The 24352-nt window shown below is 40.6% G+C and carries 27 protein-coding genes and 1 pseudogene; 23 read left to right on the forward strand and 5 right to left on the reverse strand.

The window, feature by feature from the left end; all coding sequences use genetic code 11:
• Positions 1 to 23: 23 nt before the first annotated feature.
• Complete coding sequence (locus tag GH754_RS14195; protein WP_153729347.1) at positions 24 to 779, forward strand: GNAT family N-acetyltransferase; 756 nt, start codon at positions 24 to 26, stop codon at positions 777 to 779.
• Positions 780 to 1110: 331 nt separating this feature from the next.
• Here the strand turns inward: GH754_RS14195 and GH754_RS14200 are convergent.
• Positions 1111 to 2480 (reverse strand): annotated as a pseudogene (locus tag GH754_RS14200) (aldehyde dehydrogenase).
• Positions 2481 to 2610: 130 nt separating this feature from the next.
• A complete protein-coding gene (locus GH754_RS14205) occupies positions 2611 to 4017 on the reverse strand; it encodes a sigma-54 interaction domain-containing protein (RefSeq protein WP_153729348.1) in 1407 nt (468 codons plus the stop codon).
• Positions 4018 to 4235: 218 nt separating this feature from the next.
• Here GH754_RS14205 and pruA point away from each other — a divergent pair, with 218 nt between their 5' ends.
• The 6 genes from pruA (at position 4236) to GH754_RS14235 (ending at position 9534) form a co-directional block, all read left to right on the forward strand.
• Positions 4236 to 5780, forward strand: a complete 1545-nt coding sequence (gene pruA, locus GH754_RS14210) for an L-glutamate gamma-semialdehyde dehydrogenase (RefSeq protein WP_153729349.1) — start codon at positions 4236 to 4238, stop codon at positions 5778 to 5780.
• Positions 5781 to 5865: 85 nt separating this feature from the next.
• Positions 5866 to 7068, forward strand: coding sequence for an ornithine--oxo-acid transaminase (locus GH754_RS14215; RefSeq protein ID WP_153729350.1), 1203 nt, complete (start codon positions 5866 to 5868; stop codon positions 7066 to 7068).
• 211 nt (positions 7069 to 7279) lie between these two features.
• On the forward strand, positions 7280 to 8020 hold the full coding sequence (locus tag GH754_RS14220; protein WP_323742032.1) for an alpha/beta fold hydrolase: 741 nt from the start codon (positions 7280 to 7282) through the stop codon (positions 8018 to 8020).
• Between the two features lie 199 nt (positions 8021 to 8219).
• Complete coding sequence (cyoE, locus tag GH754_RS14225) at positions 8220 to 9140, forward strand: heme o synthase (RefSeq protein WP_153729351.1); 921 nt, start codon at positions 8220 to 8222, stop codon at positions 9138 to 9140.
• A 96-nt stretch (positions 9141 to 9236) separates the two neighbouring features.
• Positions 9237 to 9401: a hypothetical protein gene (locus GH754_RS14230; RefSeq protein WP_153729352.1), complete on the forward strand. Its 165-nt coding sequence runs from the start codon at positions 9237 to 9239 to the stop codon at positions 9399 to 9401.
• Positions 9394 to 9534, forward strand: a complete 141-nt coding sequence (locus GH754_RS14235) for a hypothetical protein (RefSeq protein WP_153729353.1) — start codon at positions 9394 to 9396, stop codon at positions 9532 to 9534. Before GH754_RS14230 ends, GH754_RS14235 begins: the two co-directional genes overlap by 8 nt.
• 55 nt (positions 9535 to 9589) lie before the next feature.
• Here GH754_RS14235 and GH754_RS14240 read toward each other — a convergent pair whose 3' ends face one another.
• On the reverse strand, positions 9590 to 9955 hold the full coding sequence (locus tag GH754_RS14240; RefSeq protein WP_153729354.1) for a DoxX family protein: 366 nt from the start codon (positions 9953 to 9955) through the stop codon (positions 9590 to 9592).
• 126 nt (positions 9956 to 10081) lie between these two features.
• On the opposite strand from GH754_RS14240, the gene GH754_RS14245 reads away from it, so the two are divergent.
• The 11 genes from GH754_RS14245 (at position 10082) to GH754_RS14295 (ending at position 19783) form a co-directional block, all read left to right on the forward strand.
• On the forward strand, positions 10082 to 11203 hold the full coding sequence (locus GH754_RS14245) for an NAD(P)/FAD-dependent oxidoreductase (protein ID WP_153729355.1): 1122 nt from the start codon (positions 10082 to 10084) through the stop codon (positions 11201 to 11203).
• A 62-nt stretch (positions 11204 to 11265) separates the two neighbouring features.
• A complete protein-coding gene (locus GH754_RS14250) occupies positions 11266 to 11874 on the forward strand; it encodes a transporter (protein WP_153729356.1) in 609 nt (202 codons plus the stop codon).
• A gap of 140 nt (positions 11875 to 12014) precedes the next feature.
• A complete protein-coding gene (locus tag GH754_RS14255; RefSeq protein WP_153729357.1) occupies positions 12015 to 12662 on the forward strand; it encodes a hypothetical protein in 648 nt (215 codons plus the stop codon).
• A 24-nt stretch (positions 12663 to 12686) separates the two neighbouring features.
• Positions 12687 to 13406, forward strand: a complete 720-nt coding sequence (locus GH754_RS14260; protein ID WP_153729446.1) for a cytochrome c biogenesis CcdA family protein — start codon at positions 12687 to 12689, stop codon at positions 13404 to 13406.
• A gap of 19 nt (positions 13407 to 13425) precedes the next feature.
• A complete protein-coding gene (locus GH754_RS14265; RefSeq protein WP_153729358.1) occupies positions 13426 to 13959 on the forward strand; it encodes a redoxin domain-containing protein in 534 nt (177 codons plus the stop codon).
• A 32-nt stretch (positions 13960 to 13991) separates the two neighbouring features.
• Complete coding sequence (locus tag GH754_RS14270) at positions 13992 to 14690, forward strand: response regulator transcription factor (protein WP_323742033.1); 699 nt, start codon at positions 13992 to 13994, stop codon at positions 14688 to 14690.
• Between the two features lie 136 nt (positions 14691 to 14826).
• The gene (locus GH754_RS14275; RefSeq protein WP_153729359.1) at positions 14827 to 15750 is read left to right on the forward strand and encodes a hypothetical protein; all 924 of its coding nucleotides are present in this window, start codon (positions 14827 to 14829) and stop codon (positions 15748 to 15750) included.
• Between the two features lie 19 nt (positions 15751 to 15769).
• Positions 15770 to 16393 carry a DUF4129 domain-containing protein gene (locus GH754_RS14280; RefSeq protein ID WP_153729360.1) on the forward strand — a complete coding sequence of 208 codons (624 nt, stop codon included), beginning with the start codon at positions 15770 to 15772 and terminating at the stop codon, positions 16391 to 16393.
• Between the two features lie 9 nt (positions 16394 to 16402).
• Positions 16403 to 17548 (forward strand): DUF4350 domain-containing protein, encoded by a 1146-nt coding sequence (locus GH754_RS14285; protein ID WP_153729361.1) that lies wholly within the window; start codon positions 16403 to 16405, stop codon positions 17546 to 17548.
• A complete protein-coding gene (locus tag GH754_RS14290) occupies positions 17545 to 18474 on the forward strand; it encodes an AAA family ATPase (RefSeq protein WP_153729362.1) in 930 nt (309 codons plus the stop codon). The genes GH754_RS14285 and GH754_RS14290 overlap by 4 nt, the downstream gene beginning before the upstream one ends.
• Entirely contained in the window at positions 18425 to 19783 is a 1359-nt protein-coding gene (locus GH754_RS14295; RefSeq protein ID WP_228550272.1) for a DUF58 domain-containing protein, read from the forward strand. Before GH754_RS14290 ends, GH754_RS14295 begins: the two co-directional genes overlap by 50 nt.
• Here the strand turns inward: GH754_RS14295 and GH754_RS14300 are convergent.
• Entirely contained in the window at positions 19775 to 20740 is a 966-nt protein-coding gene (locus GH754_RS14300) for a stage II sporulation protein M (protein ID WP_153729363.1), read from the reverse strand. The two genes, GH754_RS14295 and GH754_RS14300, sit on opposite strands and share 9 nt — an antisense overlap.
• 101 nt (positions 20741 to 20841) lie before the next feature.
• Here GH754_RS14300 and GH754_RS14305 point away from each other — a divergent pair, with 101 nt between their 5' ends.
• The 3 genes from GH754_RS14305 to pepV are packed head-to-tail and all read left to right on the forward strand — an operon-like array spanning position 20842 to position 23062.
• On the forward strand, positions 20842 to 21636 hold the full coding sequence (locus GH754_RS14305) for an RDD family protein (RefSeq protein ID WP_153729364.1): 795 nt from the start codon (positions 20842 to 20844) through the stop codon (positions 21634 to 21636).
• A gap of 22 nt (positions 21637 to 21658) precedes the next feature.
• Positions 21659 to 21970 carry a zinc-binding metallopeptidase family protein gene (locus tag GH754_RS19975; protein ID WP_323742034.1) on the forward strand — a complete coding sequence of 104 codons (312 nt, stop codon included), beginning with the start codon at positions 21659 to 21661 and terminating at the stop codon, positions 21968 to 21970.
• A gap of 6 nt (positions 21971 to 21976) precedes the next feature.
• Positions 21977 to 23062, forward strand: coding sequence for a dipeptidase PepV (gene pepV / locus GH754_RS14310; RefSeq protein ID WP_323742043.1), 1086 nt, complete (start codon positions 21977 to 21979; stop codon positions 23060 to 23062).
• A 64-nt stretch (positions 23063 to 23126) separates the two neighbouring features.
• On the opposite strand, the gene GH754_RS14315 is transcribed toward pepV, so the two are convergent.
• Positions 23127 to 23774 (reverse strand): glycoside hydrolase domain-containing protein, encoded by a 648-nt coding sequence (locus GH754_RS14315; RefSeq protein WP_153729365.1) that lies wholly within the window; start codon positions 23772 to 23774, stop codon positions 23127 to 23129.
• Positions 23775 to 23935: 161 nt separating this feature from the next.
• On the opposite strand from GH754_RS14315, the gene GH754_RS19710 reads away from it, so the two are divergent.
• Both GH754_RS19710 and GH754_RS19715 read left to right on the forward strand, forming a co-directional pair.
• Positions 23936 to 24124 carry a VOC family protein gene (locus GH754_RS19710; RefSeq protein WP_228550273.1) on the forward strand — a complete coding sequence of 63 codons (189 nt, stop codon included), beginning with the start codon at positions 23936 to 23938 and terminating at the stop codon, positions 24122 to 24124.
• Positions 24125 to 24155: 31 nt separating this feature from the next.
• Positions 24156 to 24329: a VOC family protein gene (locus GH754_RS19715; RefSeq protein ID WP_228550274.1), complete on the forward strand. Its 174-nt coding sequence runs from the start codon at positions 24156 to 24158 to the stop codon at positions 24327 to 24329.
• Positions 24330 to 24352: the final 23 nt, after the last annotated feature.

Here is a 24352-nt window from a genome sequence, read left to right on the forward strand (position 1 = left end):
CAGAGGAGAAGGGGTTAGACAAAATGGATAAGTTAACATTTGAGCATATTCAAACGATTGGAAATGTAGTAAACGAAAATGAATTATACAAGCACTATCACTACCCAGAAATGCTTATTAGGTACGATAGCAATTTCATTGAATTTAAACGTATGCCTACAATTAGTGAATTGCTGGCGACTGAAGATTTTCTAATCAAGTACCATAAACAATACAATCAACACCATGTGAAGTTTGTGTTTCCTGATAATCAAAAGCCAGATCCTGAAATTATGCAATATTTTGCCGCAAATAAATATGATGTAGGCTTTCTCGAGTTATATGCCATTCAACCGAAATCCTTTCCTCAAATCTCGCATCGTTTAGATATTGAAGTGTCAGAGGTAACGGATGCAAACTTATCGGAGTTTCTAAAATTACAGTATGAACTCGATTCTGAACATGGGGAAAAGTTTGCCAAAGAAAAGGTGAAATTAAACAAACAACAGTTTGAAGATGAGAGCGTTATGCAAGTATTGGCCTATTATAAAGGGGCGCCAGCAGGTACGATGAATGTCATTGTGTCGGAGGATTTTGTTGAGATTGATAACTTATCCGTGGTGGACTCTCTTCAACGCAAAGGCATTGGAAGCAGATTACAACGATTTGTCATGGACCAATTTCCGAATGAAACTATCATTCTAGTAGCAGAAGGTGATGATACACCACGAGAAATGTATCAAAAACAAAATTATCAATACAGCGGCTTTCAATATGAGGCAATTAAAATAGAAAAGTAGGAAAACGACCGGCGTAATGTCGGTCGTTTTATTTTGAGCTGATAATTCGGGTGTAATGAACCCCGCATGATGACCGTTTTTGGCTCCTTGGTGATTTTTCGGGTGTAATGAACCCCGCATGACGCCCGTTTTAGGCTCTTTGCAGATTTTTTGGTCGTCATGACCTCTCATGACGACCTTTTTTGTCCTCTTGCAGATTTTTCGGTCATCAAGAACCCCTCATGACAAGCGAAACATTAGCGGAACCAGAAAAACGCACGTCATGAAACCCTCATGACAAGCAAAATATTAGCAAAATCAGCAATACATCCATCATGCCCCTCTCGCAGTTTTAATTCAAAAACAACTTAATCTTCTTAAGCCCATTTTTCACATTCGGATAACGAAATGGGATATCAAAAAGCGTCGTTTGCTTTAGCACACTTTTTTGATGGGAAAAGGTGTCAAAGCTCCCTTTGCCGTGATAAGCCCCAAATCCACTGTTGCCCACACCGCCAAAGGGGAGGTGGGGGCTTGCAAAATGATATACTGTATCATTAATACACCCGCCACCAAACGAAACACTGTCAATTACTTCTTTTTGCACCTCATCACTATCTGAGAATAAATAGAGTGCTAGCGGATTCGGATGCTTCTGGATACCAGCTATGACATCTGGTATATGATTGTACTCTAGTACAGGAAGAATTGGTCCAAAAATTTCATCCTTCATAACAGAATCGTCCAATTCACATTTGTTAGCACTGTTGGCCCAATGACGAATCCATCTTCTTTTGTCTTTCCACCAATGGTAGCCTCACCATCATCGAGAAAGGCTTTAAGGCGATTAAAATGCTTTTCACTCACAATATGGGTAAACTCCCCGTTTTCAAGCGGATTTTCCCCATATAAATCCTTGATAGCATTCTGTAGATGCCCGAGAAATTCTTCTTTTACCGATTGATGTACGTATAAATAATCCGGTGCAATACAGGTCTGGCCTGCATTCAAATATTTTCCCCATGCAATGCGCTTGGCAGCGAGTTTCAGATTGGCATCCTTATGGACGATTGCGGGACTTTTGCCTCCTAACTCTAGGGTCACAGGGGTTAAGTTCTTTGAGGCTGCCTCCATCACGATTCTGCCAACAGGTACACTTCCGGTAAAAAAGATGTAATCTACATTCTCCTTGAGTAAGGCTTGACTCGTTTCCACACCACCTTGGATAACGGCGATTTGTTCTTCTGGGAATAAGTCTGCGATCATCTTTGCAATTAGTTCAGATGTTTTCGGTGTATATTCTGATGGTTTTAGTATCGTGCAATTGCCTGCTGCAATGGATCCGATCAATGGAGCGATTGCTAGTTGAAATGGATAGTTCCATGGAGAAATAATGAGTGATACGCCATAGGGTTGGGAATGAATGTAGCTTTTAGAGCCAAGATGGGTGATTGGTGTTTTCGCTTTTTTAGGCTTGATCCATGAGCGTAAATGCTTTAACGTGAATTTGATTTCTTCAAGTACAAAGCCGATTTCTGAGGTGTAGGAGTCGAACTCAGATTTGTTTAAATCAGCTTTTAGTGCGGCCATAATGTCTTGTTCTTTTTCTTTAATCGCCGACCGCAATCGCTGTAAAGCATCCGTACGGAAAGACAGCTCCTTCGTTTTTCCACTGGAGAAAAATAAATTTTGCCGTTCAATAAGTGGACGATAATTTTCCATCATAAGGACCTCCAAAACAGAGATTAATATTATTATATTTTGAAAAATACCAAAAAGTCTAACGAGGAGATTATTATCGTAAAAAAATGGACAATTTGACTATAAATTGTCCATGGATAGTATGTTTGGCTTATAAATGATATTTTTTCAGTCGGTATTGTAAGCTTTGTCTGCTAATGCCAAGAATTTTTGCGGTTTGAGAAATGTTATGATCATTCGCCTCTAATGTTTGCTGTATATACATTCTTTCAACCTCAGTCATTTTATCTCTAAGCGGTTTTATCTCTTCGTCCTGACTAAGAGAAGGATAATCGATTTCAGGAATACTAGATTGCGAATTTTGATATCTTCTCCTAAATTTAGTAGGGAGAGATTGGGCAGTGATGAGTTCTTCTTCTATTAAAAGGTTCATCGTACCTTCAATAGTATGCTCCAACTCTCTCACGTTTCCAGGCCAATCATGCTGATACAGCATTTGCATGGCGTCTTCACTAAGCCCTTTTACATTCATTTGAAACATAGCATTATATTTATCGATAAAGCTGTTTGCGAGTAAGGACAAGTCCTCTTTACGATCACGCAATGGTGGGATGAGTAAGGACACAACACTTAAACGGTAGTACAAGTCCTTACGTAATCGATTCGCTGCAATGGCATCGAGAGGGTCTTCGTTAATAGTAGCAATAATGCGTACGTCTACTTGTTTATCCTTCGTGTCGCCTACCCGGCGAATCGACTTTTCCTGTATAACTCGTAATAGCTTAGTTTGAAGAGCAGGGTCTAGGGAATTAATCTCATCTAACAGAAGTGTCCCGCCATCTGCTTGCTCAAATAGACCGGGACGATCGACAGCACCTGTAAAAGCACCTTTTTTCGTTCCAAATAATAATCCTTCCATAAGGCTGTCCGGAATAGCTGCACAGTTTTGAGTAAGAAAGGGTTTGGTAGACCGACTACTACCATTATGAATACTTTGAGCAAACAACTCTTTTCCTGTACCGGTTTCTCCAATAATCATGACGGAGGAGGAGGTTCGGGTGGCTCTTTTTGCCTCTTCAATCACACTTTTAAACATTTCACTCTGACCGATTATACGATTAAAAGTAAATTTGGTGTTTTGTTTTCGGAGTACATTTTCTTTAATGACCTTTTCCAATTGAGTGACGTCCTTGGCAATTTCGACAGCCCCAACAATTCGATCGCCCTGCAAGAGAGGGAAGGTGTCATTAACCGTTGTAATTTCTTGTCCTTTATTGTTGAAATAGGTTTGTTTCTTCGACTTTGTCGTCTTACCGGTTTGTAACGATTGGACAAGTGTACTGTGCTGGTTATTATGAAATTTAAACACCTCTAGTAAATCTTTATCGAGTACATCATCACTTTCCATCGACTCGATTTCCATCATTTTTTGATTATATAAAATGGTCTTCCCGTGTTCATCAATGACATGAATTCCCACGTCTACCTTGTCGAGAAGCTGATTGTATAGTTCAGTCCATTCAATTTTGGATGGAGTGTCTACTTTGTGATTTGTCATGGAGTCCCCCTCCTTTAATATCTAATCTTAGTTTAATAGATTATGTCGAAGAGTGCAAAATAAATTGGCGCAAAATTTTTATTATTGGCCCAAAAATGAAAAATGATTTTGCGCTATTTTCTGATTTTTGGGTAAAAAAGACCATGAATATAGGATTTTAAATTTTGGCACGATTTTTGCATATATAGTTAGGTGAACAAAAATTTGGAGGGATTCTAATGTTAAAACCGTATACACACGAACCATTTACAGATTTTACAGTAGAAGAAAACCGTAAAGCGATTGAAGATGCGATCCAGAAGGTAGAGAATGAGCTTGGTCAAAACCATGACCTTCTAGTAGGTGGGGAGCGTATTTCAACAGACGATAAAATTGTTTCGGTAAATCCATCCAATAAAGAAGAGGTTATTGGAACCGTATCAAAGGCGAATAAAGAAATTGCTGAAAAAGCAATTGAAACAGCTGATAAGGCTTTTCAAACTTGGAAATATACAAAAGCTCAAGATCGCGCAAATATCCTAATGCGTGCAGCAAACATTGTACGTCGTAGAAAGCATGAGTTTTCTGCATACCTTATTAAAGAAGCAGGTAAACCATGGAAGGAAGCAGATGCTGATACAGCAGAAGCTATTGACTTCATGGAGTATTATGCTCGTCAAATGATCGAACTAGATAAAGGTAAGCCAGTAAACAGCCGTCAAGGTGAATTAAACCGTTATATGTATGTCCCAACAGGTGTTACGGTAACCATTTCTCCTTGGAACTTTGCTTTCGCTATTATGGCAGGTACAACTGTAGCTCCGCTTGTTACAGGTAACACGGTTCTATTAAAGCCAGCAAGTACTACTCCTGTAGTGGCCGCGAAATTTGTAGAAGTATTGGAAGAAGCAGGTGTACCAGCAGGTGTGATTAACTTCGTGCCAGGTAGCGGTAAAGAGGTTGGGGATGTTCTAGTTGACCATCCAAAAACTTCTCTTATTACATTCACAGGCTCTCGTGATGTAGGGACTCGTCTATGGGAGCGTGCGGCAAAAGTACAAGAGGGTCAAACTCACCTAAAACGTGTAATTGTTGAAATGGGTGGTAAGGACACAGTGGTTGTAGATAAAGAGGCAGATCTTGATTTAGCTGCTGAATCTATCGTGGTTTCTGCGTTCGGTTTCTCTGGACAGAAATGCTCTGCAGGTTCTCGTGCAGTTGTACATGAGGATGTGTATGATGAAGTTCTTGAAAGGGTTGTAAAATTAACGAACGAACTTACAGTAGGTGATCCAGTAGATAACAAATACATGGGTCCTGTAATTGATCAAGCTGCCTATGACAAGATTATGAGCTACATTGAAATTGGAAAAGAAGAAGGCCGTCTTGCAGCAGGTGGAGAAGGAGATGACTCAAAAGGATTCTTCATCAAACCAACTGTATTTGCTGACGTTGATATCAACTCACGCTTACAGCAAGAGGAAATCTTTGGTCCTGTCGTAGGGTTCACTAAAGCCAAAGACTTCGATCATGCATTAGAATTAGCCAATAACTCTGAGTACGGTTTAACTGGTGCGGTTATTTCTAAGAATCGTGCGAACCTTGACAAAGCAACTCTAGGATTCCATGTTGGTAACCTATACTTCAACCGTAACTGTACAGGTGCAATTGTTGGATACCAGCCGTTTGGTGGATTCAACATGTCAGGAACAGACTCTAAAGCAGGTGGACCTGATTATCTAGCACTTCATATGCAAGCTAAAACAGTATCTGAAATGTACTAAAATATAAAGATAGGTCTAATGGAAAAGGGGAAGAAGTCAGTGGTAATGCTGACTTCTTCCTAATTATTTTGTGAGGAGGATTCATATGACAACGAAGTCAAAAACGAATGAAATTATCGATCAAACTTCTAAATATGGAGCTAATAACTATCACCCACTTCCAGTAGTCATTGCAGAAGCAGAAGGAGCATGGGTGAAGGACCCTGAAGGCAATGAGTATATGGATATGTTAAGTGCCTATTCCGCTGTCAACCAAGGTCATCGACATCCGAAAATTATTGAGGCCTTAAAGAATCAAGCTGACCGAGTCACCTTAACCTCTCGTGCATTTCATAACGATCAGCTTGGCCCATTTTATGAAAAGGTATCAAAACTAACTGGAAAAGATATGGTTTTACCGATGAATACAGGCGCAGAAGCGGTAGAAACAGCCATTAAAGCAGCTAGACGCTGGGCATATGATCAAAAGGGCGTACAAGAAAACCAAGCTGAGATAATCGCTTGTGAAGGAAATTTTCATGGAAGAACAATGACAGCAGTTTCGCTTTCATCTGACCCTGATAATAAGCAGGGTTTTGGCCCGATGTTACCTGGCATTAAGGTTTTTCCTTATGGAGACGTTAAGGCGTTAAAGGAGGCAATCACACCAAACACAGCAGCCTTTTTACTAGAACCAATCCAGGGAGAGGCTGGTATTGTGTTGCCACCAGAGGGCTTTTTAAAAGAGGCTTATGAAGTTTGTAAGGACGAAAACGTTCTTTTTATTGCTGATGAAATTCAGTCTGGTCTTGCTCGTACAGGAAAAATGTTTGCTTGTGATTGGGAGGAAGTCACACCTGATATGTACATTCTCGGAAAGGCACTTGGAGGTGGTGTCATGCCAATCTCCTGTGTAGTTGCGAATGAGGATGTTCTTGGTGTCTTTAATCCTGGCTCTCACGGCTCTACTTTTGGTGGAAATCCACTTGCTAGTGCGGTTTCAGTGGCGGCATTACAAGTGATTGAGGACGAAAAGCTTGTTGAGCGTTCTCTTGAGCTTGGGGAGTACTTCCAGGCAAAGCTCAAGAAAATCGATAATCCAGTGATCAAAGAGGTTCGAGGCAAAGGACTGTTTGTAGGTGTGGAGCTGCATGAGCCTGCACGCTCCTATTGTGAGGCCCTTAAACAAGAAGGTCTACTTTGTAAGGAAACCCATGAAAATGTGATTCGATTTGCTCCACCACTTGTCATTAAGCAAGAGGATCTTGATTGGGCTATTGAAAAAATTTATCAGGTTTTTGCTAAATAGGATAGCCCGGAGAGAGGATTTTTCGATGCCTCTCTCTATTTTAGTTAATGGCAAGGAATCTTTGGGGATTTAAGCGAATACCTTGAAAGAGAAATAAGACGAATCAATAGAAAGGAGGAGAGACTTCATGAGTTCATCAACTGGAAAGTACATCGAGATTGACCCTGGTGTCGAGATATTTGTCTAGGATGTTGGAAGTGGGGACCCTATTGTGTTCATCCCTGGTTTTACCTTCACCACAGAAGTTTTTTCCAAGCAAGTAGAGTATTTTTCTAAAACGAATCGAGTAATTGTAATTGATCCACGAAGTCATGGACGATCTTCTTTATCTCTGCATGGAAATGATTATGTTACGCATGGTTCGGATTTGAATAAAGTACTCCAGGAGTTGGAGGTGAGGGAAGCTATCGTAGTAGGGTGGTCCTTTGGTTGCTTTACTGCTTGGGAGTATTTTAAACAATGTGGGAATGATCAGGTGAAGGCGATGGTTTTAGTTGATATGCCGCCTAAGTCATTATCTGTAAGTGAAGGGGATTGGGTGGAAGGTTCACTTGATGACATTAGTGCGATTTACACATCCTCGCTACGAAATCCACAGGGCCAAAGAACTTTTATTACAGACTATATTACTCAAGTGACGGTGCAGAGAGAGCTTGAGGATGAGGAATTAAATTGGTTAGTGGAGCAATCACTCAAAACACCTTACTATGTAGCTGCGAATCTGTTTGCTTCTGGGATGTTCGCTGATTATCGCGAAGAGGCAAAATTAGCCAGTCAATCCATCCCTACTCTGACTGTTGTAGCGGAACACTGGGCTGATACAGCAACTGCATACACAAAAAATTTGACTCCTGAATCACAGGTAGAAGTGTTAGGTGGACATATGATGTTTTGGGAGCATGGTGAACGATTTAATCAAATGGTTGAAAAGTTTATTCGGAAAACTAGGTAATGGAGCAAGGCGTGGATGCCTTGCTCTTTTGTTTTATTACGCGTTGGACCAAGCTAAATAAAAAGCACACCTTTGTGAACGAAATGACAAAGATTAGAAACCGTATAAATTCCTTGATATAATGAATTAGGTATTAGATTTTGAAGGTTTCTGGTGCAAGGTAGATTCACCTAACCAGAAATAAGGGAATGAACACAATATGACAAAAATAGAGCCTTCTTCTACATCCAATAACGGGCAGTCCATAGCTATAAAGTCCAGTCTTTTTGCGGATTTAAGAGAACTGTTTAAAGCAGGAGTTTTAATAGCCAATGTTCTACCTGTTTTCACAGGCTTTTGTTTGGCACTATATTTTACAAATCAATCTTTTGAGGACTTTTGGCAGTTATTTGTCTTAACGACGGTTAGTAGTACGTTTATTATGGCTGGTGCTTTAATTATAAATAATTGGTATGACGTTGATATTGATACCATCATGAAACGAACACAAAAGCGTCCTACCGTTACAGGGCGGATGTCTCTTCAGACGGTTTTGTGGATGGGGATTGCCTTTAGTATTATCGGTCTTGTCCTCTTATGTTTTACTACCTTAGAGGCAGCTATTTGGGCCTTCATCGGCTGGTTTACGTATGTGATTCCGTATACAATGTGGTCGAAGCGTCGATATACGATGAATACGTTAATCGGTAGTGTTTCTGGAGCTGTTACGCCTATGATCGGGTGGGCAGTAATTGACTCCACCTACCATATTGTACCGATTATATTATTTCTTCTTATGTTTATTTGGCAGGTTCCTCATACATTTGCCATTGCAATCAGGAAATATGAGGAGTATAAAGCGGCTGGTGTGGCGATGCTCCCAGTGGTCCATGGCTATGCAATTACGATTCGTCAAACCGTGATATACATTGCTTGTTTGTTACCACTGCCATTTTTATTAGCTGACCTTGGATTGGTGTTTGTGTCCATAGCGACTTTATTGAATGTAGTTTGGTTAATCATTGGTATCCGGGGTTTTACTATGAAGAATACTGAAAAATGGGCTCGGATGATTTTTCTATATTCGTTAAATTACTTGGTCATTCTTTTATTTTTAATGGTGATTGTCACAATCGTTTAAGTAATTTACACTTTTTTCCTTCATTTTCTCATGATAAATAACGAACGCTAGGGATGTAAGGTGATGCCTTACAAACTTTCCTAAAGGAGAAGGTCAATGCGGAAAAAAGATACGCGTAAAACTGAGGTTCAGCAGAAGCCTGTTAAAGAGATTGAACACCAAACTGATCATCCAGTGGAGAGTGAAGTGAGCCTTCAACAGGCACAATTTGCCCCAGGAGAAAACACCTATTTAACGGGTGGTGGTGAGCAAGATGAGTAAAAAAGAGAACGCGAAGGACAAGCGGGTAAATCAACAGAAACGTGACCATGAATTTTCTGAGGAACTATCAGACGGTGGCATTCGCAACCAAGTAATCAAAAAACAGTCAACGAAAAGCTGCGGAGGATTGTAAAACGTGGAGGAGATTGAATGTAATGTTCAATCTCCTCTTCTTTAGCATGTTGGAATTATTTTGGAAATTTCGCATTTAAAATAATTAATAATACAAGCATGACAATATCAAGGCGTGCTTCAAAGGCAAATACGAGAAATCCAGTGTGTAGGATTGGCACTTTGGTAAGTAAAATGGCAACAACCATAATGACAATAAGGGGTATTGTCGCGTACTTTACCCACTTTTGTGCAAGAATTAGGACTCCTCCCACGACTTCACAGAAGGCAACTAGATTTAATAATAAAATTGGATAAGGCAGACCAAGGCTCATAAAATAATTGGCTAGCTCTTCATTAACGAGTTTCATGACCCCAGATGTAATAAACACGTATGCCACGATGTACCGAATAAGTTTCATCGCTGGAACTGATGTGTACAAGGTATCCCCTCCCTTATGGACAATATATATGCAAGGGAATGGACAAACTTGTCACCATCACACATTTAGATTTGAGTTTGTTTCCTTTATACTAAAATTAGATTTTAAAGAGAAAAGGTGTTACATATGCAAAAATATATTGTTGTAGGAGCAGGAATTCTTGGCGCATCCGCTGCCTATCATTTAGCAAAAGCGGGTGAAGATGTGACCATTATAGATCGCTTTGATCAAGGACAAGCGACAGATGCAGGAGCAGGGATTGTCTGTCCTTGGTTATCCCAGCGGCGAAATAAAGCCTGGTATCAGCTGGTTAAAGGTGGTGCCCGCTATTATCCAGAACTCGTTGAGCAGCTTGAGGCTGATGGGGAAACGGAAACCGGCTACAAAAAGGTAGGGGCGATGTCCTTAAATACCGATCAAGAAAAACTCAAAAAAATGGCTGAGCGGGCGCGGAAAAAGCGAGAGGATGCTCCTGAAATTGGGGAAATCAAAATCCTAAGCGCAGAGGAAACGAAGAAACTTTTTCCATTGCTGTCTGATGAATATGGATCGGTTTTTGTCAGTGGTGGAGCTCGAGTTAACGGACGCGAGATGCGCAATGCCCTTATCCGTGGGGCCGAAAAGCATGGAGCGAAGTTTGTAAAAGGGAATGCCGAGCTGGTTGTAGAGGATAACACAGTTGTAAGTGGCGTAAAAGTAGACAGTGACGTCATCTCCGGGGATCAAGTACTCGCAACTGGTGGTGCTTGGGCAGATGAACTGTTAAAGCCCTTGGGAATTACTTATCATGTCACATTTCAAAAAGGACAAATTGTTCATTTGGAAGTATCCGACCACACAACCAGTGATTGGCCTGTGGTAATGCCTCCGAATGATCAATATATTTTGTCATTTGATCATGGCAGAGTAGTAGCTGGGGGAACTCACGAAAACGATGTTGGATTTGATCACCGTGTGACGGCTGGTGGAGTGCATGAAGTGTTAGATAAAGCTATTCAAGTCGCTCCAGGCTTACAAGACAGTCAGTTGCTGGAAACTCGAGTAGGCTTTCGTCCATTTACACCTGGTTTTCTGCCGATAATTGGAAAGGTTCCTAACATGGAAGGTGTGCTTTTGGCGAACGGGCTTGGTTCTTCTGGCCTTACGAGTGGGCCTTATTTAGGGGCAGAGCTTGCAAAATTGGCTCGAGGTGTAGAGATGGAAATTGATGTTCGTCTTTATGACGTTGCAGGTGCTTTGGAACAGTAGGAACAATAATAGCAGTAAATGGTATATAATGGAGATAAGAAGAGAGAAAGAGGAGAAACATGATGCAGCGCGTAATGAAAACCATTTATGAAGGTACCATGATCCTGCTTGTCATGATGACAATCATTACACTTTGGACAGAGGACACATATAACTCCACAATTAACTGGATTGTATGGGCTGTGTTCTTTGCAGATTTCGTTATTCGTTTGTTTTTGAATAAAGACAGGTGGGGATTTATCAAACAAAATCCTTTTTTACTTATTGCTGTGATTCCGTTTGATCAGTTTTTTCAGATTGCGCGTATTGTTCGGGTTATATATTTGTTTCGAATTAAGACGATTACCAAGTATTATATTACGCCCTATGCTGAAAAGCTAACCTATAAATCGAGGACCATTATCGTATTTATATTATCAGCTTTACTACTGATTGAGGCTATTATTCTTTGGACTACAGAAAGCACGGTGACAAATTTTTTTGATGGACTGTACGTGGTGTTCGGATACTTGATGTTTTTCGGTCATCGCATTTTTGAAATCGAGAACCTTTATTCCATTTGGGCTTTGACCGCTACATCTGTTGTCGGGATTGTCATACAAGGTTTAGCTCTACAATGGGTATTTACCAAGATAGAGGGTTATTATAGAAGTATAAAAGATGCAAAGTAAGCCTAAATCCTACCAAAACTAGGATTTAGGCTTTTTATATAAAGAATGGGGCTTGGAACTAAAGTAAACTTTCATCAAATTTTCACATTGGTTGTATAGAATGAGAGTAGAGGTTTTGTACTATTGTGGGAGGAAGATATATGGTTTCAGCTACTGTTATGACTAAAATAGCAATATTAGTAATCAGCTTTTTTATAGGGTTTGGCTTTTATTTTGTCGTGACTACCGATGATAAAGCTAGTAAAAAGAAATATTTGGACGACATTAGTTCGATGATTATTAATTTTGTTCTTTACATTTGGGTTGGCAAAATCATTTTAAATATACCTATTCTTATCAAAGATCCAATGGCCGTGCTGGCTTTTCCTAGTAATTCCCATTCATTTTATTTAGCAACTTTGCTTTGGGGCTTGCATATAGGTTATAAGGTCAAACGAAACAAGCTAAAGTTCAACCCGTTTCTGTTTCGGTTTATGGCCATCTTTCTTTATTCTTCCTTTGTGTATGAATTTATACAAATTGTGTGGAATAACGAGGAACAGACTTGGCCTTATTTAACCCTACTCGTCATTTTAGTAAGTGGTTTGTTAATGATGGAGGGAAAGGTATCCCATAGAATCCTCACATTTTTACTCGTTTTAGGGTGGAGTGCAGGGCAGTGGGGGCTTGAACTTGTTTTCGCCAATACAACCGTATTCGGTTACCATCTAATACATTGGTATTACTTGTCGGTCGTCATAGTAGTTGTGTTGGTAAATATGTTGAGCAAAAGAAAGAAGGTGTTTTAATTGGGCGGTGCTACAGATTTAACGATGTGGTTGGCGTTAGGAGCTGGTATTTTATCCTTTCTCTCCCCATGTACTTTGCCAATTTTTCCGGTCTATTTATCGTATATTACTGGAATGAGTGTTAAGGAATTAGAGGGACAAAAAACAGCAAAGATTCGAAGTAAATTATTGCTGCATTCCATCTTCTTTCTAATCGGGATCTCACTCGTATTTATCGGATTAGGTGTTGGGGTCTCGTTTATTGGAAACTGGATTCAAGGTCTTATGGCAGGTGAAACTGGACTTTTCATTCAGCGCTTAGCAGGAATATTTATATTAGTTATGGGTTTATTTGTTGGCGGATGGCTTAATATCACAACTCTAATGAAAGAAAAACGATTTCAGTTTACCAAAAAACCGGTGGGATATCTCGGTACTATTTTTGTGGGGATTGGCTTTGCGGCTGGATGGACTCCCTGTATAGGACCAATCTTTGCATCCATCTTAGTAGTGGCAGCAAGCAATCCTACTCAAGGTGCCTTCTATACGATTTTATATGTTATCGGCTTTGCTCTTCCATTTTTAGTGTTGACCTTCTTTATCGGCTCAACAAGATGGATTGTGAGATATAGTGAAAAGATTATGAAGGCTGGAGGAGCCATTATGATTTTAATGGGTGTCCTTCTTTTTACTGGACAGATGTCCCGCATTTCCAATTTTCTGCTGAGAATGGTTCAGGATACTTGGTTTTCGAATTTAGGTTAAGTGTTGGGAGGATTTATAAATGAAAAAAGCGGCGATTTTAATTGTAATTACTGGAATGTTTATATGGGCAGTTTATGACCTTGTATTTTCTGACAAACCAGCTGAAGAGGAACAGGCTGATGTAGAAGTTGGTCTTGAGGTTGGAAAACAAGCTCCCGATTTTGAGCTGAAGACCTTAGAAGGGGGGAAGACAACCCGATTATCCGACTATCGTGGGGAACGTGTGATGCTGAACTTTTGGGCAACATGGTGTCCTCCTTGTCGTGCTGAAATGCCTGATATGCAAAAATTTTATGAAGAAAAGGACGTCAACATATTGGCTGTTAACTTAACCTCGACAGAAAGTAGTGCGCAGGATGTCCCTGAATTTGTAGATGATTTTGGGTTAACCTTTCCTGTTTTGCTTGATGAAGATAATGAAGTAGCGACTCAATATCAGCTCCAGCCGATCCCAACATCGTTTATGATTGACTCTAATGGGATTATCCAATATGTAGCATACGGAGCAATGAATTATGAAATGATGGTGCAAGAGTTTGAAAAAATGGAATAGCTTACCCTTATGAAGTACAATATTGGGGGGAGGTGTTTCCATTTAGACAGACTGTTTTAGTTGTTGACGATGACCAAGCTATCCGTAACCTAGTATGTATTTACTTAGAAAAGGAAGGTTATGAGGTTGTTGAGGCAAGCAATGGTGAAGCTGCTAAGCAGGTTTACCTACACCATCATCCGTGTTTAATTATACTAGACTTACAGCTCCCAAAGGTGAGTGGAGAGACGTTTTGTCAATGGTTGCGCCAGGATGAAAAGAGTGAAGTTGCCATTATTATCATATCGAATCGAACATCAGTTGAGGATAAAATTACGGCTCTAAGAATGGGAGCAGATGATTATGTGACCAAGCCGTTTGAACCGTTGGAATTAATGGCTCATGTAGATGCTGTGCTAAGAAGAACGGGTCAGTTTTGCCAGAAGATTGCCCATGAAGGACTATGTATTATGCCACGTAAAGGCGAAGTCCAGCTTTATAATCGACAGCTTCATTTAACCAACTATGAATTTAATCTTTTATATTACTTTATGCAGAATCCTGATATTGTACTCTCCCGGGAACAGCTGGTTATGCAAATTCATCCAAATACTGAGCACACCGTAATGGATCGAACGATTGATGCCCATATAAAAAAACTACGAGAAAAAATTGAAGATGAGTTAGGAAACCCGAAGCGCATAAAAACCGTGCGAGGGATTGGCTATAAATTTGTGAAACCTGTTCGGTAAATGAGCAGGTTTTTTGGTGATTAAATTATTCGAATCTTCTCTTAAAATATAGGAATATAGTGATACAATATAAAATATAAGAATTGGAGCAGGGACAAGGGACCTGTCCCTATGTCCCATGTAGGAGGGTTAGGTTTTGAATGAACAATTTCGAAAGCCAAAAGGATTCGGTGAAATACTGGATCATACTTTTCGGTTAAGTAAACAGCACTTTTCTAAGTTATTTTTAATTTTACTGGTCATGGTCGGGCCTGTTTTCCTGCTTGAAGCCCTAATTAGGCTGTCATCAGGGGTGAATCTTTTTCGACAAACTGGGAGTGGCGAAGCGTGGTATGATCAAATCCTTTCGTCTTTTGAGCAAACCACTGCACCTGGTTCCGTCAACCTAGGCGCGGATGTTGGAATTGTATTGATTGGACTTATTGCTACGGTCTTTTTATATCCGGTGGCAGAGGGGGCTATTTTGTATGCAATTCAGCATATACGTAAAGATGAAGCGTATACGGTAGGTTCCGTTTTGAAACAAGCCTTTTCACGTTTTTGGCCAATTGTTGGTAGTAGACTTTTATTTATGTTAATCGTGTTTGGTTTTATCCTAGGACCTTCCATTTTTATTGGTTTATTTGGAGTACTCGGGTCGGTTGCCAATCCCGTCTTTGGGATTGTTTTTTCTATTATTCTCGTATTAGCCTGTGCCGTTGTATTAGGTTATTTACTGACCCGCTGGAGCTTTTATTTTGCCTTAACAGTACTAGAGCATAATGGACCGGGAATTTCAAGAAGCTGGGGATTAACCTCAAAGCGCTCTTGGATGCTAATGGGCTTTTATGTGGTATTGTATTTAATCACGACCCTCATCAGTTTAGCTGTTGAGCTATCATTCGGGTTGTTTTTAGGAAATAGTGTTCTATTAATGATGATCATTAATCTCGTTACTCTAGTCACCACAATGATTTTCTTTGTTGGCTATGCGGTCGTATATTTTGATTTTAAGGTTAGACGTGAGGGGGATGACCTTAAAGAAATGATAGATGAATATGAAGGCAATGAATTTGAGTAAGTGATAGGAATGAAGATACATGCTAAATGAGAAGCAAGTGAGAGATGAGCTTGAACAAATTTTAAGTGAAAATGAATACCGGGTTTACTATGACGAATCGCAAAATATTGTCCAGTTGATTTTGAATAAGATTGGGGAATGGTTATCTGAGTTATTTTCGAATCTTTTAAGTGCGATGAATCCTACTGGAGGGTTGGCAAATTTCGTTTTATTTCTTATGGGACTAGGTGTTGTTGGGCTCATCCTATTTGCTCTCTTTCTTTGGGGGAGAAATGCTAAGGTAAGACGGGCGCTTCAAACACATCAGCCTTTACAGAAGAGTGAAATGGACTGGTCCTATCATCGTCATTTAAACGAGGCACAGCAATTGGAAGACAGTCAAGAATTTCAACTAGCAACAAGACATTTATTCTTAGCGCTACTGCTTTATTTACATGACCTTGAAAGGCTAGAGGCTAGACTATGGAAAACCAATATAGATTACTATGAAGAATTGCAGAAGAGTAATCAGTATGAGGCGGAACAGTTTTACCGCTTAGCCTTGCGATTTGACGAGGCAACCTATGGAGAGAAGGCTGTCCGTCGTCAGGATTATTTAACCTACAAAGAACAAGCAATGGACTTACTAGCGAGAGGGGAGTGAGGGGAAGTCTTGCAAACATCAAAATCAAAGCGCTCATCATGGATATGGATTCTCGTAATCTCCCTTCTATTATTTATACTTGTTAGCTTGTATATTCTGTCTGCGAAGCCTAAGGATTATCCTGATTTTGTAACGGAATCTCCTTCCCCTACTGGTGTGAAAGCACTATATACATATTTAGCAGGTGAGTTTGAGGATGTGAGCAGCTGGGATCATGAACCGGGTTTACTCCCTAAAGATGATAAGCAGCTACTCATCATGGTAGAACCGTTTTTAGTATTAGAGTCACATGAACAAAATGCCTATCAATCCTTTATGGAATCAGGAAATACGATTTTACTATTTAAACAAAATCCTGACGACATGTTTCAGTTGAAAACCGAGCAAATATTTCTGCCCCCAACGAATGAGACAGAGGGGACTGTTGTTATGCAGGAGGGCTCTGAGTATGATGCAGATATCCAATCTCCGTTTCGTCTTGTAACGGGGGAGGGCGATGAAACCTTACTAGAGGATGAGCAGGGAACAATTGCTATGAAGCGTTCAGTTGGAGAGGGTCAGCTGATTGTAGTAACAGAGCCTATGTTGATGATGAATGATGCTCTCTTAAACGCTGATCATCTACAGCTGGTTTTATCACTTCTTAATGAATCAGAATATGAAGAAATCGTATTTGATGAATATATTCATAAGAATCCAAATGTATTTACTCTCTGGACTGTATTTCCGCAATGGTTTTATGTCCTTCTGATACAGGGCGCGCTGTTGGCCCTCCTGTGGCTTTGGGCCCGAGGAAAGCGGTTTGGCCCTATAAAGGCACCTCCAAGAGAGGATACAGTTCGCTTCAGTGATGAACGAATTGTTGCGCTTGCCTCTTGGTATCAAAGAAGAAAAAGATATCAAGAATCGCTACTACTTCAGGCCGATTATATAAAACTATTGATGCAGGAGCGATGGGGAATTCCTTATCGTAAAGAATGGAACGAGATTGGTGAACGGCTTGATCGAAAATGGCAGAGTCTCACGTCAGAGGAAGTTCAAATCTTTGTGAGAGAGCTTGTACAGGTTTTACAAAAAGATAAAGTCAAAAAGGCAGAATTTCTTGTATGGACGAAAAAATTAGATCGATTGCGAGAAGAGGTGGAAAACCGATGAGAAAAGAGCTACAAGCATTAATGGAACAATATGACAAGCAGGTATTGGGACAACAAAGAAACCTCAAGCTATTAACTGCAGCCATTCTGTCAGGTGGGCATGTTTTACTGGAGGGGGTTCCAGGGACAGGGAAGACCCAAATGGTTCGTACATTGGCGCAGCTACTAGGTGGAAGCTTTAATCGGATACAGTTTACACCTGATTTACTTCCAAGTGACATTACAGGCAGTATGATTTACAACATGAAGGAAAGTAGCTTTCAAACGCTAAAAGGACCTATTTTTACAAATCTACTGTTAGCTGATGAGGTTAATCGTACCCCTGCCAAAACGCAGGCAGCCCTTTTAGAGGCTATGGAGGAAAAGCAGGTAACGATACAAGGGGAGACTTACCCTCTGCCAGACATTTTCTTTGTAGTGGCCACACAAAACCCAATTGAGTATGAAGGGACGTATCCACTTCCAGAGGCGCAACAGGACCGTTTCTTATTTAAGCTTCAAATTGATTTTCCGGATTTTGATGAGGAAAAGCAGGTTGTGCAACAGGTTATCAATCAAACGTTTGTTCAACAAGAAATTCATGCCTTATTAGACATTGAAACATTTGCCGAGATCCGCAGTGAAATCCAACAGGTGACCATTAGTGATGATATTTACAATTATCTAATGAAAATGGTGAGACAAACAAGAGACTCAGAAAGTATTCGTTATGGCGCGAGTACGAGAGCTGGAATATCGATCGCAAAAGCATCACAAGCCTGGGCTTACCTTTCAGGGCGAGATTATGTGACGCCAGATGATGTGAAAATAGTCGTAAAACCAGCCTTAAGACATCGCATTCAACTATCTCCACATGTAGAATTGGAGGGAGCAACTGTTGACCAAATCATTGAAGAGCTGGTGGGAGCGATTCCTGTTCCTAGATAGAGGAATATTACCGACCAATCGTTTATTACTCATCCTGGGTGTCATTTCGTTGGGATTCATGGTGGCAGCGATTTTGGGAGTTTCATGGTTGGTAATCATTGCTTTTAATCTACTTGTGATCTTTGGTAGCTTCGTAGACTTTATTTTTTTACCAAAGCGAGACCAACTGTATGTGAAACGGTCGATTCCGAATGAAATGGAACGAGGACTATCGTATAACGTACAAGTAGAATTGGGGAATGCTTCAGCCCATGGGCTAAGAGCAAGGATTATTGATGGCCTTCCACAGTCCTTTGAGCAAAGCTTTCCTCTGAACGTCACAATCCCATATGGCGAAAAAATGACTTTAACTTATGAAACGAAGGCCTTATTTAGAGGGGATTACAATGTTTCAAAGATATATGTACGAGTGAGAAGCGCGATTGGGTTGTGGGAAAAACAATTGACATTTGAACGGGAGGAATCGATTCAGGTTATTCCCGATTTAACTGAAGCCAAACTGTATCTAGAAAGTGCCCAAGCCTTTTTATTATATGAGGGAGAGAAAATTCGTAAGCAACGAAGTGGGGTAGGAGAGTTTGCCAAAATCCGCAATTATGTTGTAGGAGATGACCCTAGGAAGATTAATTGGCGTCAGACGGCAAAGCTACAAGAGGTGATGACCAATGAATACGAACCTGAACACGGTAAGTATATTACGCTTCTGATTGATTGTGGCCGCTTAATGGGAGCAGAACTATTGACGGGGAACCGATTAGAAAAGGCATTAGAGGCCTCGCTAACAGTTGCGGCTTCGGCATTACAAAAAGGGGATTACGTGGCGGTTCTGGCTTTCTCCAAGGATGTGAAGGTCTATGTTCCACCAGCTAAAGGAATGAGTCATCTTCAAACGATTATTCGGTCTCTTTATGGGATAAAGGTAGATGAAGCAGAGTCCAATTATGCAGCGGTGTTTCAGTATGTTCAGACCATGCAAAAGAAGCGAAGTCTGTTGTTTTTATTCAGTGATGTGCAAACCTTTCTATATGAAGAAAGTGCCCTTGCTCATTTGAATCGTTTAAGCAAAAGGCACTTGTTTCTTATGATTGGGATTGAGGATGAGACTATCATCAAACGGAAAAATGAAGAACCGAGTCATGTGAAATCGGCTATGATTAAAAGTATGGCATACCAGCACCTTGCGAAAAAGACACGTAAACAGCTTAAATGGCAAAGTCAGGGTCTTCATATCGTGGAAGCTAAGGAAGAAAACTTGGCAACAGCAGCTGTTTCCCAATATATTGACATTATGAATCGTAATCTACTGTAAAGACTGTCTCCTTAGCAATAGTTTGCCAGTAAAGACGTAAACGACTAAAGCCAGAACAGTGATTATAGCAAATAAATATTTAAACTCTAATGATAGGTTAGCAGGTGTGATAAAGCCTTCAATAATGCCTGCAATCACAAATAACGGAATGGTGCCGAGTAAAAGCTGGACGGAGCGTTTGGCCTGTTTCTTTAACTGATAGCCTCTGGTGAATGGCCCAGGAATAAACAGCTTATAGCCCATCAGAAGTCCAGCGCCACCGGCAATAAAAATGGCCGTTAGTTCGATCATGCCATGCGGAACAATAAACGCCCAAAATTCATAGGATTTGCCATAGTGCCAGAACAATCCGGCAAGAGCGCCGACAATCATACCGTTATAAATTAATAGGTAGACCGTCAAAAGTCCAAAGGTGATACCACCAGCAAAAGCAAGAATCGCTACCTGTATGTTATTCGTCATGATACTTGCGGACATCATAGGCGAATCGATTGGCCCTTCACCAGCTCCAATCTGTTCAGGATCAACTCCTTGAGTCATTTCGGATGGAAGCATGGCATACATGTGAAGGGGGTCATTCATAACGGAAATAAAACTCCCTATTAATCCAATGACAAACAAACACATAGCAACGATAATTGCTTTCCATTGACCTGAGAGAAGCTCGACAAAGGTCTGGCTAAAGAAGTGACGGATTTGTTTTCCGCTGGAGGTTTGATCCTTATAAATTAGATTGTGAGATTTCGAAACTAATTCTGTTAAGTACTGTGTGACCTCTTCCTGAGGAAAATAGGTCTGGCAATAGGAAAGATGCCGAACAGATTTTTGATAGAGCTGATGAAATTCATCGATGTCTGTACCTGTGATGCTCCACTTTTGCTTTTGCATCCGGCTCACTATTTGTTCAAGCTCTTTCCAATCCCTACGATAGGACTTAATAAATTGTTTGACGTTCATGTAGACACCTTCCCCGAGTAAATCATCATTACTTCTATTATAGTAAGTTTACTGAAAAATAGAAATAGCTTTTCATAAGTTGAGGAAATGAGGCATCGTTTATGGATCAAGAACATGTGAATGTAAAAACACCCGAATATGTATCACTACAATTTAAACTTGCTGGGCTAGGGAGTCGAACCGCTGCCTTTCTTATTGATCAGCTTATTTTAATGGTCATCAATATCGCCATTATTCTTATTCTCATTTTTGGTATGGGCAATGGAGGTTCCGCCACATCCTTTTTAGCTAATATGTCTTCCATGCCTGTTGCTATCGCGATTATTCTGGTTTTTCTATTAAACTGGGGATATTTCTTTGCCTTTGAATATTTCTCTGGAGGACGGACGGTTGGGAAAAAGCTGATGGGCATTCGTGTCATACAGGATAATGGTCACAGCTTAACTCTTTTATCCAGCTTTATCCGTAATCTACTTCGAATCATTGACTCCCTGCCAGCCAACTATTTACTGGGGATTATCATGATTTTTTTCCACTCAAAACATAAAAGACTTGGAGATCTCGTCGGAGGAACCATTGTCGTGCATGAACGTGGGAAACGGAAGGCTCGTGGTGTGGAGAAAATTATTCAAAGTCGTGGATTATCTGAAACAAACCTACACATAGAAGAGTGGATGCTACGCAAGCTAAACACGAAGGATTGGAAACTACTCAAAACCTATGCTGAGCGTTTCCCTGAAATGCCTTTTGCTTCGCGTAGAGATATGACGAGACAGTTAGCTGAAATTCTATTGCCGAAAGTGGGTCTTGAGGTGCCACAATCGGTAGATGCTATGGAGAATAAGCTGTTGGTGTTATATGCAATTATGCGTGATGAGTGGGAATTTGAATTGTAAATTTAGACATGAGGTGAAGACCGTGGTGAATTGGAATGAAGAGGTTTTAGCTAGAAGAAATCAGCTCGTTGAAGATTTATTTGGGTTATTAAGGATTGAAAGTGTAAAGGATTTAAGTACGAGCACAAAGGAACAGCCAATGGGGGAGAAGGTTGGTGAGGCGCTTGATTATGTCTTGCGTCTTTCCGAGGAATTGGGCTTGGATACAAAGAATGTGGATGGATATGCAGGTCATGGCCAGCTAGGACAAAATGAAGACGCAGAGACGATTGGTATCCTTTGTCATGTGGATGTTGTACCTGCATCTGGAGAGTGGACAAGCCCACCATTTTAGCCCGAAATTCGGGATGGGAAAATTTTTGCGAGAGGTGCTATTGACGATAAAGGGCCTACAATGGCTGCTTTTTACGGATTGAAAATTGTAAAGGAGCTTGGGCTGCCTTTACAGAAAAATGTTCGAATCATATTTGGTACCGATGAGGAAAGCGGCATGAGCTGTATGCGTCATTATAAAGAAGTGGGAGAGATGCCTAAAGTAGGATTTGCTCCTGATGCAGATTTTCCTATTATTCATGCAGAAAAGGGTCAAATAAATACGAAGATTGGGCTTCCTACAAGTGATACTCAGCACGAAGAATCCGATCTAGAACTGGTGTCCATTGTTTCAGGAGATCGCATCAATATGGTTCCGGAACAAGCGACCGCTGTTGTAAGAGGAAATCTTGGTCGTATCCAGGATGAGTTTGTGGCTTTTTGTCAGGAACAGGGAGTGCAGCAATCGTCAAATCAAAAAGGCGATGAAATGGAGCTCATTATACTTGGCAAGGCAGCACATGGAATGGAGCCACAGATTGGGGTAAATGCAGGAACAACACTAGCCACCTTTTTGAAGACATATAAGTTTGAACCAAACACAAAACGGTTTATTGAGTTTTTATCTGACTTACATAAGGATTTTGAAGGAAAAGATCTTGGCATTGCCTATCAGGATGAGATTACAGGTCCTCTTACAGTTAACCCAGGTGTGATTCATGTTGATAGTGAGGACAGCTATGTGCGGTTAAATATTCGCTGTCCGGTCACGACTGATTATGACGAGATAATAGGTAAACTCAAGAAGTCTATTGATGATAAGGAACTTATGATTGAGGAACTACGTCAATCCCGACCACATCATGTAGATGGGGATGATTCTTTTATTCAAGCATTACAAAAGGCTTACAAGGATGAAACTGGTATGGAGCCCACGCTTCTGTCAACGGGTGGAGGTACCTATGCCCGTTTTATGGAGAAGGGGGTTGCGTACGGAGCATCCTTCCCAGGCAAAGAGATGACAGCCCACCAAAAGGATGAATATATCGAAGTGGAAGATTTATTAAAAGCGACAGCTATTTATGCCCGGGCTATTTACGAGATGGCGAGATAGGGCTAAAAAATCAAAGACCTGATTCGACTCTACTACCTAAGAGCTCTAGTCAGGTCTTTGTCTATTACCACAACATATGAAAAGCACGTTCATCAAGTAAATTTGTATCAATCGGGCAGGTTTCAGCATCTCGACCATATTGCCAGCCCCACACATTCGCATCGCACGGAGGCTTAGCAGGATTAAAAGCTGGAGCATCACTTCGTCTTGTAGCTCCTGGCTCAGGTTTGGCACTCCAGAGAATGGATTGGTTGGCCACCTGCGCATTATTGCTTAAAGCGGTACAATAGGCATAGCTGAAGTTCCCTGTTTCTGGGTCATGATAAAATCCAGGCCGATATCCAGTTGGACGCATGGCATCTACATAACCACTAATCCAGGCATCGTCCACTTCAAAAAAAAGTTCCACATTGGCAAATAAAACAGTCCCCTTAGGAACACCTAATCTTCTCGCATGAAACGCTGCATTTTGTGCAATTACTCGACCTTGCCGATTGCCGCGAGCCTCTCGAAATTTATTATAGATGGGCATAACCTTTGTGCCACTATTGTGGAGAAGTTCAATTTCCTCCTGTGTTAATCCCTCTGATGCGTTTGGGACAGTAGTCAGGTATCTTCCCCAGTACTCGGGCTTTCCATAGTTTTGTAAAACACAGTCATATAACTCTTTTGTCACATTAGTAGATGAATCTACACCCCAAATATAGCTCATTTCATAGCTCCTTTCCCTAAAAATTCCTCCAATAGCCTCACTAGTATGTATATGGCAATTACCTAACTATGGAAACTCAATGAATAGCCCATTATGTTTAATAAGGCTAGTAAAGTGCTATGCCATAATGATTGAAAGCTGATACATAGGAGGATTAAAGTATGAAAAGTGCAAGTCCATATATTTTTACGGAAAACTGTAAAGAGGTTATGGAGTATTATCAGCACCTATTGGGCGGTGAGGTTAAGAATATCCAAATGTCTGATGGGATTGAGGGCTTTGAAGGTCAGGAAGGCAAAGTACTCCATGCAGAGCTTCATCTAGGTGAAAGTGTGGATCCATCTCTCTGATGTTTTCGGTGAGGTTAACCATGGGGATAACGTGAGAATTTCTTTGGAATTTGAAAGTGAAGCAGAGATTCGAAAGATCTATGATGCATTGGCAGCTGAAGGACAAAAAATTTCCCTTGAATTACAGGAAAGCTTTTGGGGTGCGATTCATGCCAATCTTACTGATAAATATGGCTTTGGCTTGCTGCTTAACTTTGAAAAGTAAAAAACGGCTTGGGTTTTTCGTAA

It is taken from the genome of Salinibacillus xinjiangensis (assembly GCF_009649735.1).
GTDB classification, from domain to species: domain Bacteria; phylum Bacillota; class Bacilli; order Bacillales; family Alkalibacillaceae; genus Salinibacillus; species Salinibacillus xinjiangensis.

What these genes read in the sequence shown, in the direction of transcription:
- GH754_RS14215 (WP_153729350.1), top strand. Translation starts at nt 5,866, where the DNA reads ATGACAACGAAGTCAAAAACGAATGAAATTATCGATCAAACTTCTAAA.
- GH754_RS14290 (WP_153729362.1), top strand. Translation starts at nt 17,545, where the DNA reads ATGAGAAAAGAGCTACAAGCATTAATGGAACAATATGACAAGCAGGTA.
- GH754_RS14255 (WP_153729357.1), top strand. Translation starts at nt 12,015, where the DNA reads ATGGTTTCAGCTACTGTTATGACTAAAATAGCAATATTAGTAATCAGC.
- GH754_RS14230 (WP_153729352.1), top strand. Translation starts at nt 9,237, where the DNA reads ATGCGGAAAAAAGATACGCGTAAAACTGAGGTTCAGCAGAAGCCTGTT.
- GH754_RS14280 (WP_153729360.1), top strand. Translation starts at nt 15,770, where the DNA reads ATGCTAAATGAGAAGCAAGTGAGAGATGAGCTTGAACAAATTTTAAGT.
- cyoE (WP_153729351.1), top strand. Translation starts at nt 8,220, where the DNA reads ATGACAAAAATAGAGCCTTCTTCTACATCCAATAACGGGCAGTCCATA.
- GH754_RS14300 (WP_153729363.1), bottom strand. Translation starts at nt 20,740, where the DNA reads ATGAACGTCAAACAATTTATTAAGTCCTATCGTAGGGATTGGAAAGAG.
- GH754_RS14265 (WP_153729358.1), top strand. Translation starts at nt 13,426, where the DNA reads ATGAAAAAAGCGGCGATTTTAATTGTAATTACTGGAATGTTTATATGG.
- GH754_RS14205 (WP_153729348.1), bottom strand. Translation starts at nt 4,017, where the DNA reads ATGACAAATCACAAAGTAGACACTCCATCCAAAATTGAATGGACTGAA.
- GH754_RS14260 (WP_153729446.1), top strand. Translation starts at nt 12,687, where the DNA reads ATGTGGTTGGCGTTAGGAGCTGGTATTTTATCCTTTCTCTCCCCATGT.
- GH754_RS14195 (WP_153729347.1), top strand. Translation starts at nt 24, where the DNA reads ATGGATAAGTTAACATTTGAGCATATTCAAACGATTGGAAATGTAGTA.
- pruA (WP_153729349.1), top strand. Translation starts at nt 4,236, where the DNA reads ATGTTAAAACCGTATACACACGAACCATTTACAGATTTTACAGTAGAA.
- GH754_RS14245 (WP_153729355.1), top strand. Translation starts at nt 10,082, where the DNA reads ATGCAAAAATATATTGTTGTAGGAGCAGGAATTCTTGGCGCATCCGCT.
- GH754_RS14305 (WP_153729364.1), top strand. Translation starts at nt 20,842, where the DNA reads ATGGATCAAGAACATGTGAATGTAAAAACACCCGAATATGTATCACTA.
- GH754_RS14235 (WP_153729353.1), top strand. Translation starts at nt 9,394, where the DNA reads ATGAGTAAAAAAGAGAACGCGAAGGACAAGCGGGTAAATCAACAGAAA.
- GH754_RS14250 (WP_153729356.1), top strand. Translation starts at nt 11,266, where the DNA reads ATGCAGCGCGTAATGAAAACCATTTATGAAGGTACCATGATCCTGCTT.
- GH754_RS19710 (WP_228550273.1), top strand. Translation starts at nt 23,936, where the DNA reads ATGAAAAGTGCAAGTCCATATATTTTTACGGAAAACTGTAAAGAGGTT.
- GH754_RS14315 (WP_153729365.1), bottom strand. Translation starts at nt 23,774, where the DNA reads ATGAGCTATATTTGGGGTGTAGATTCATCTACTAATGTGACAAAAGAG.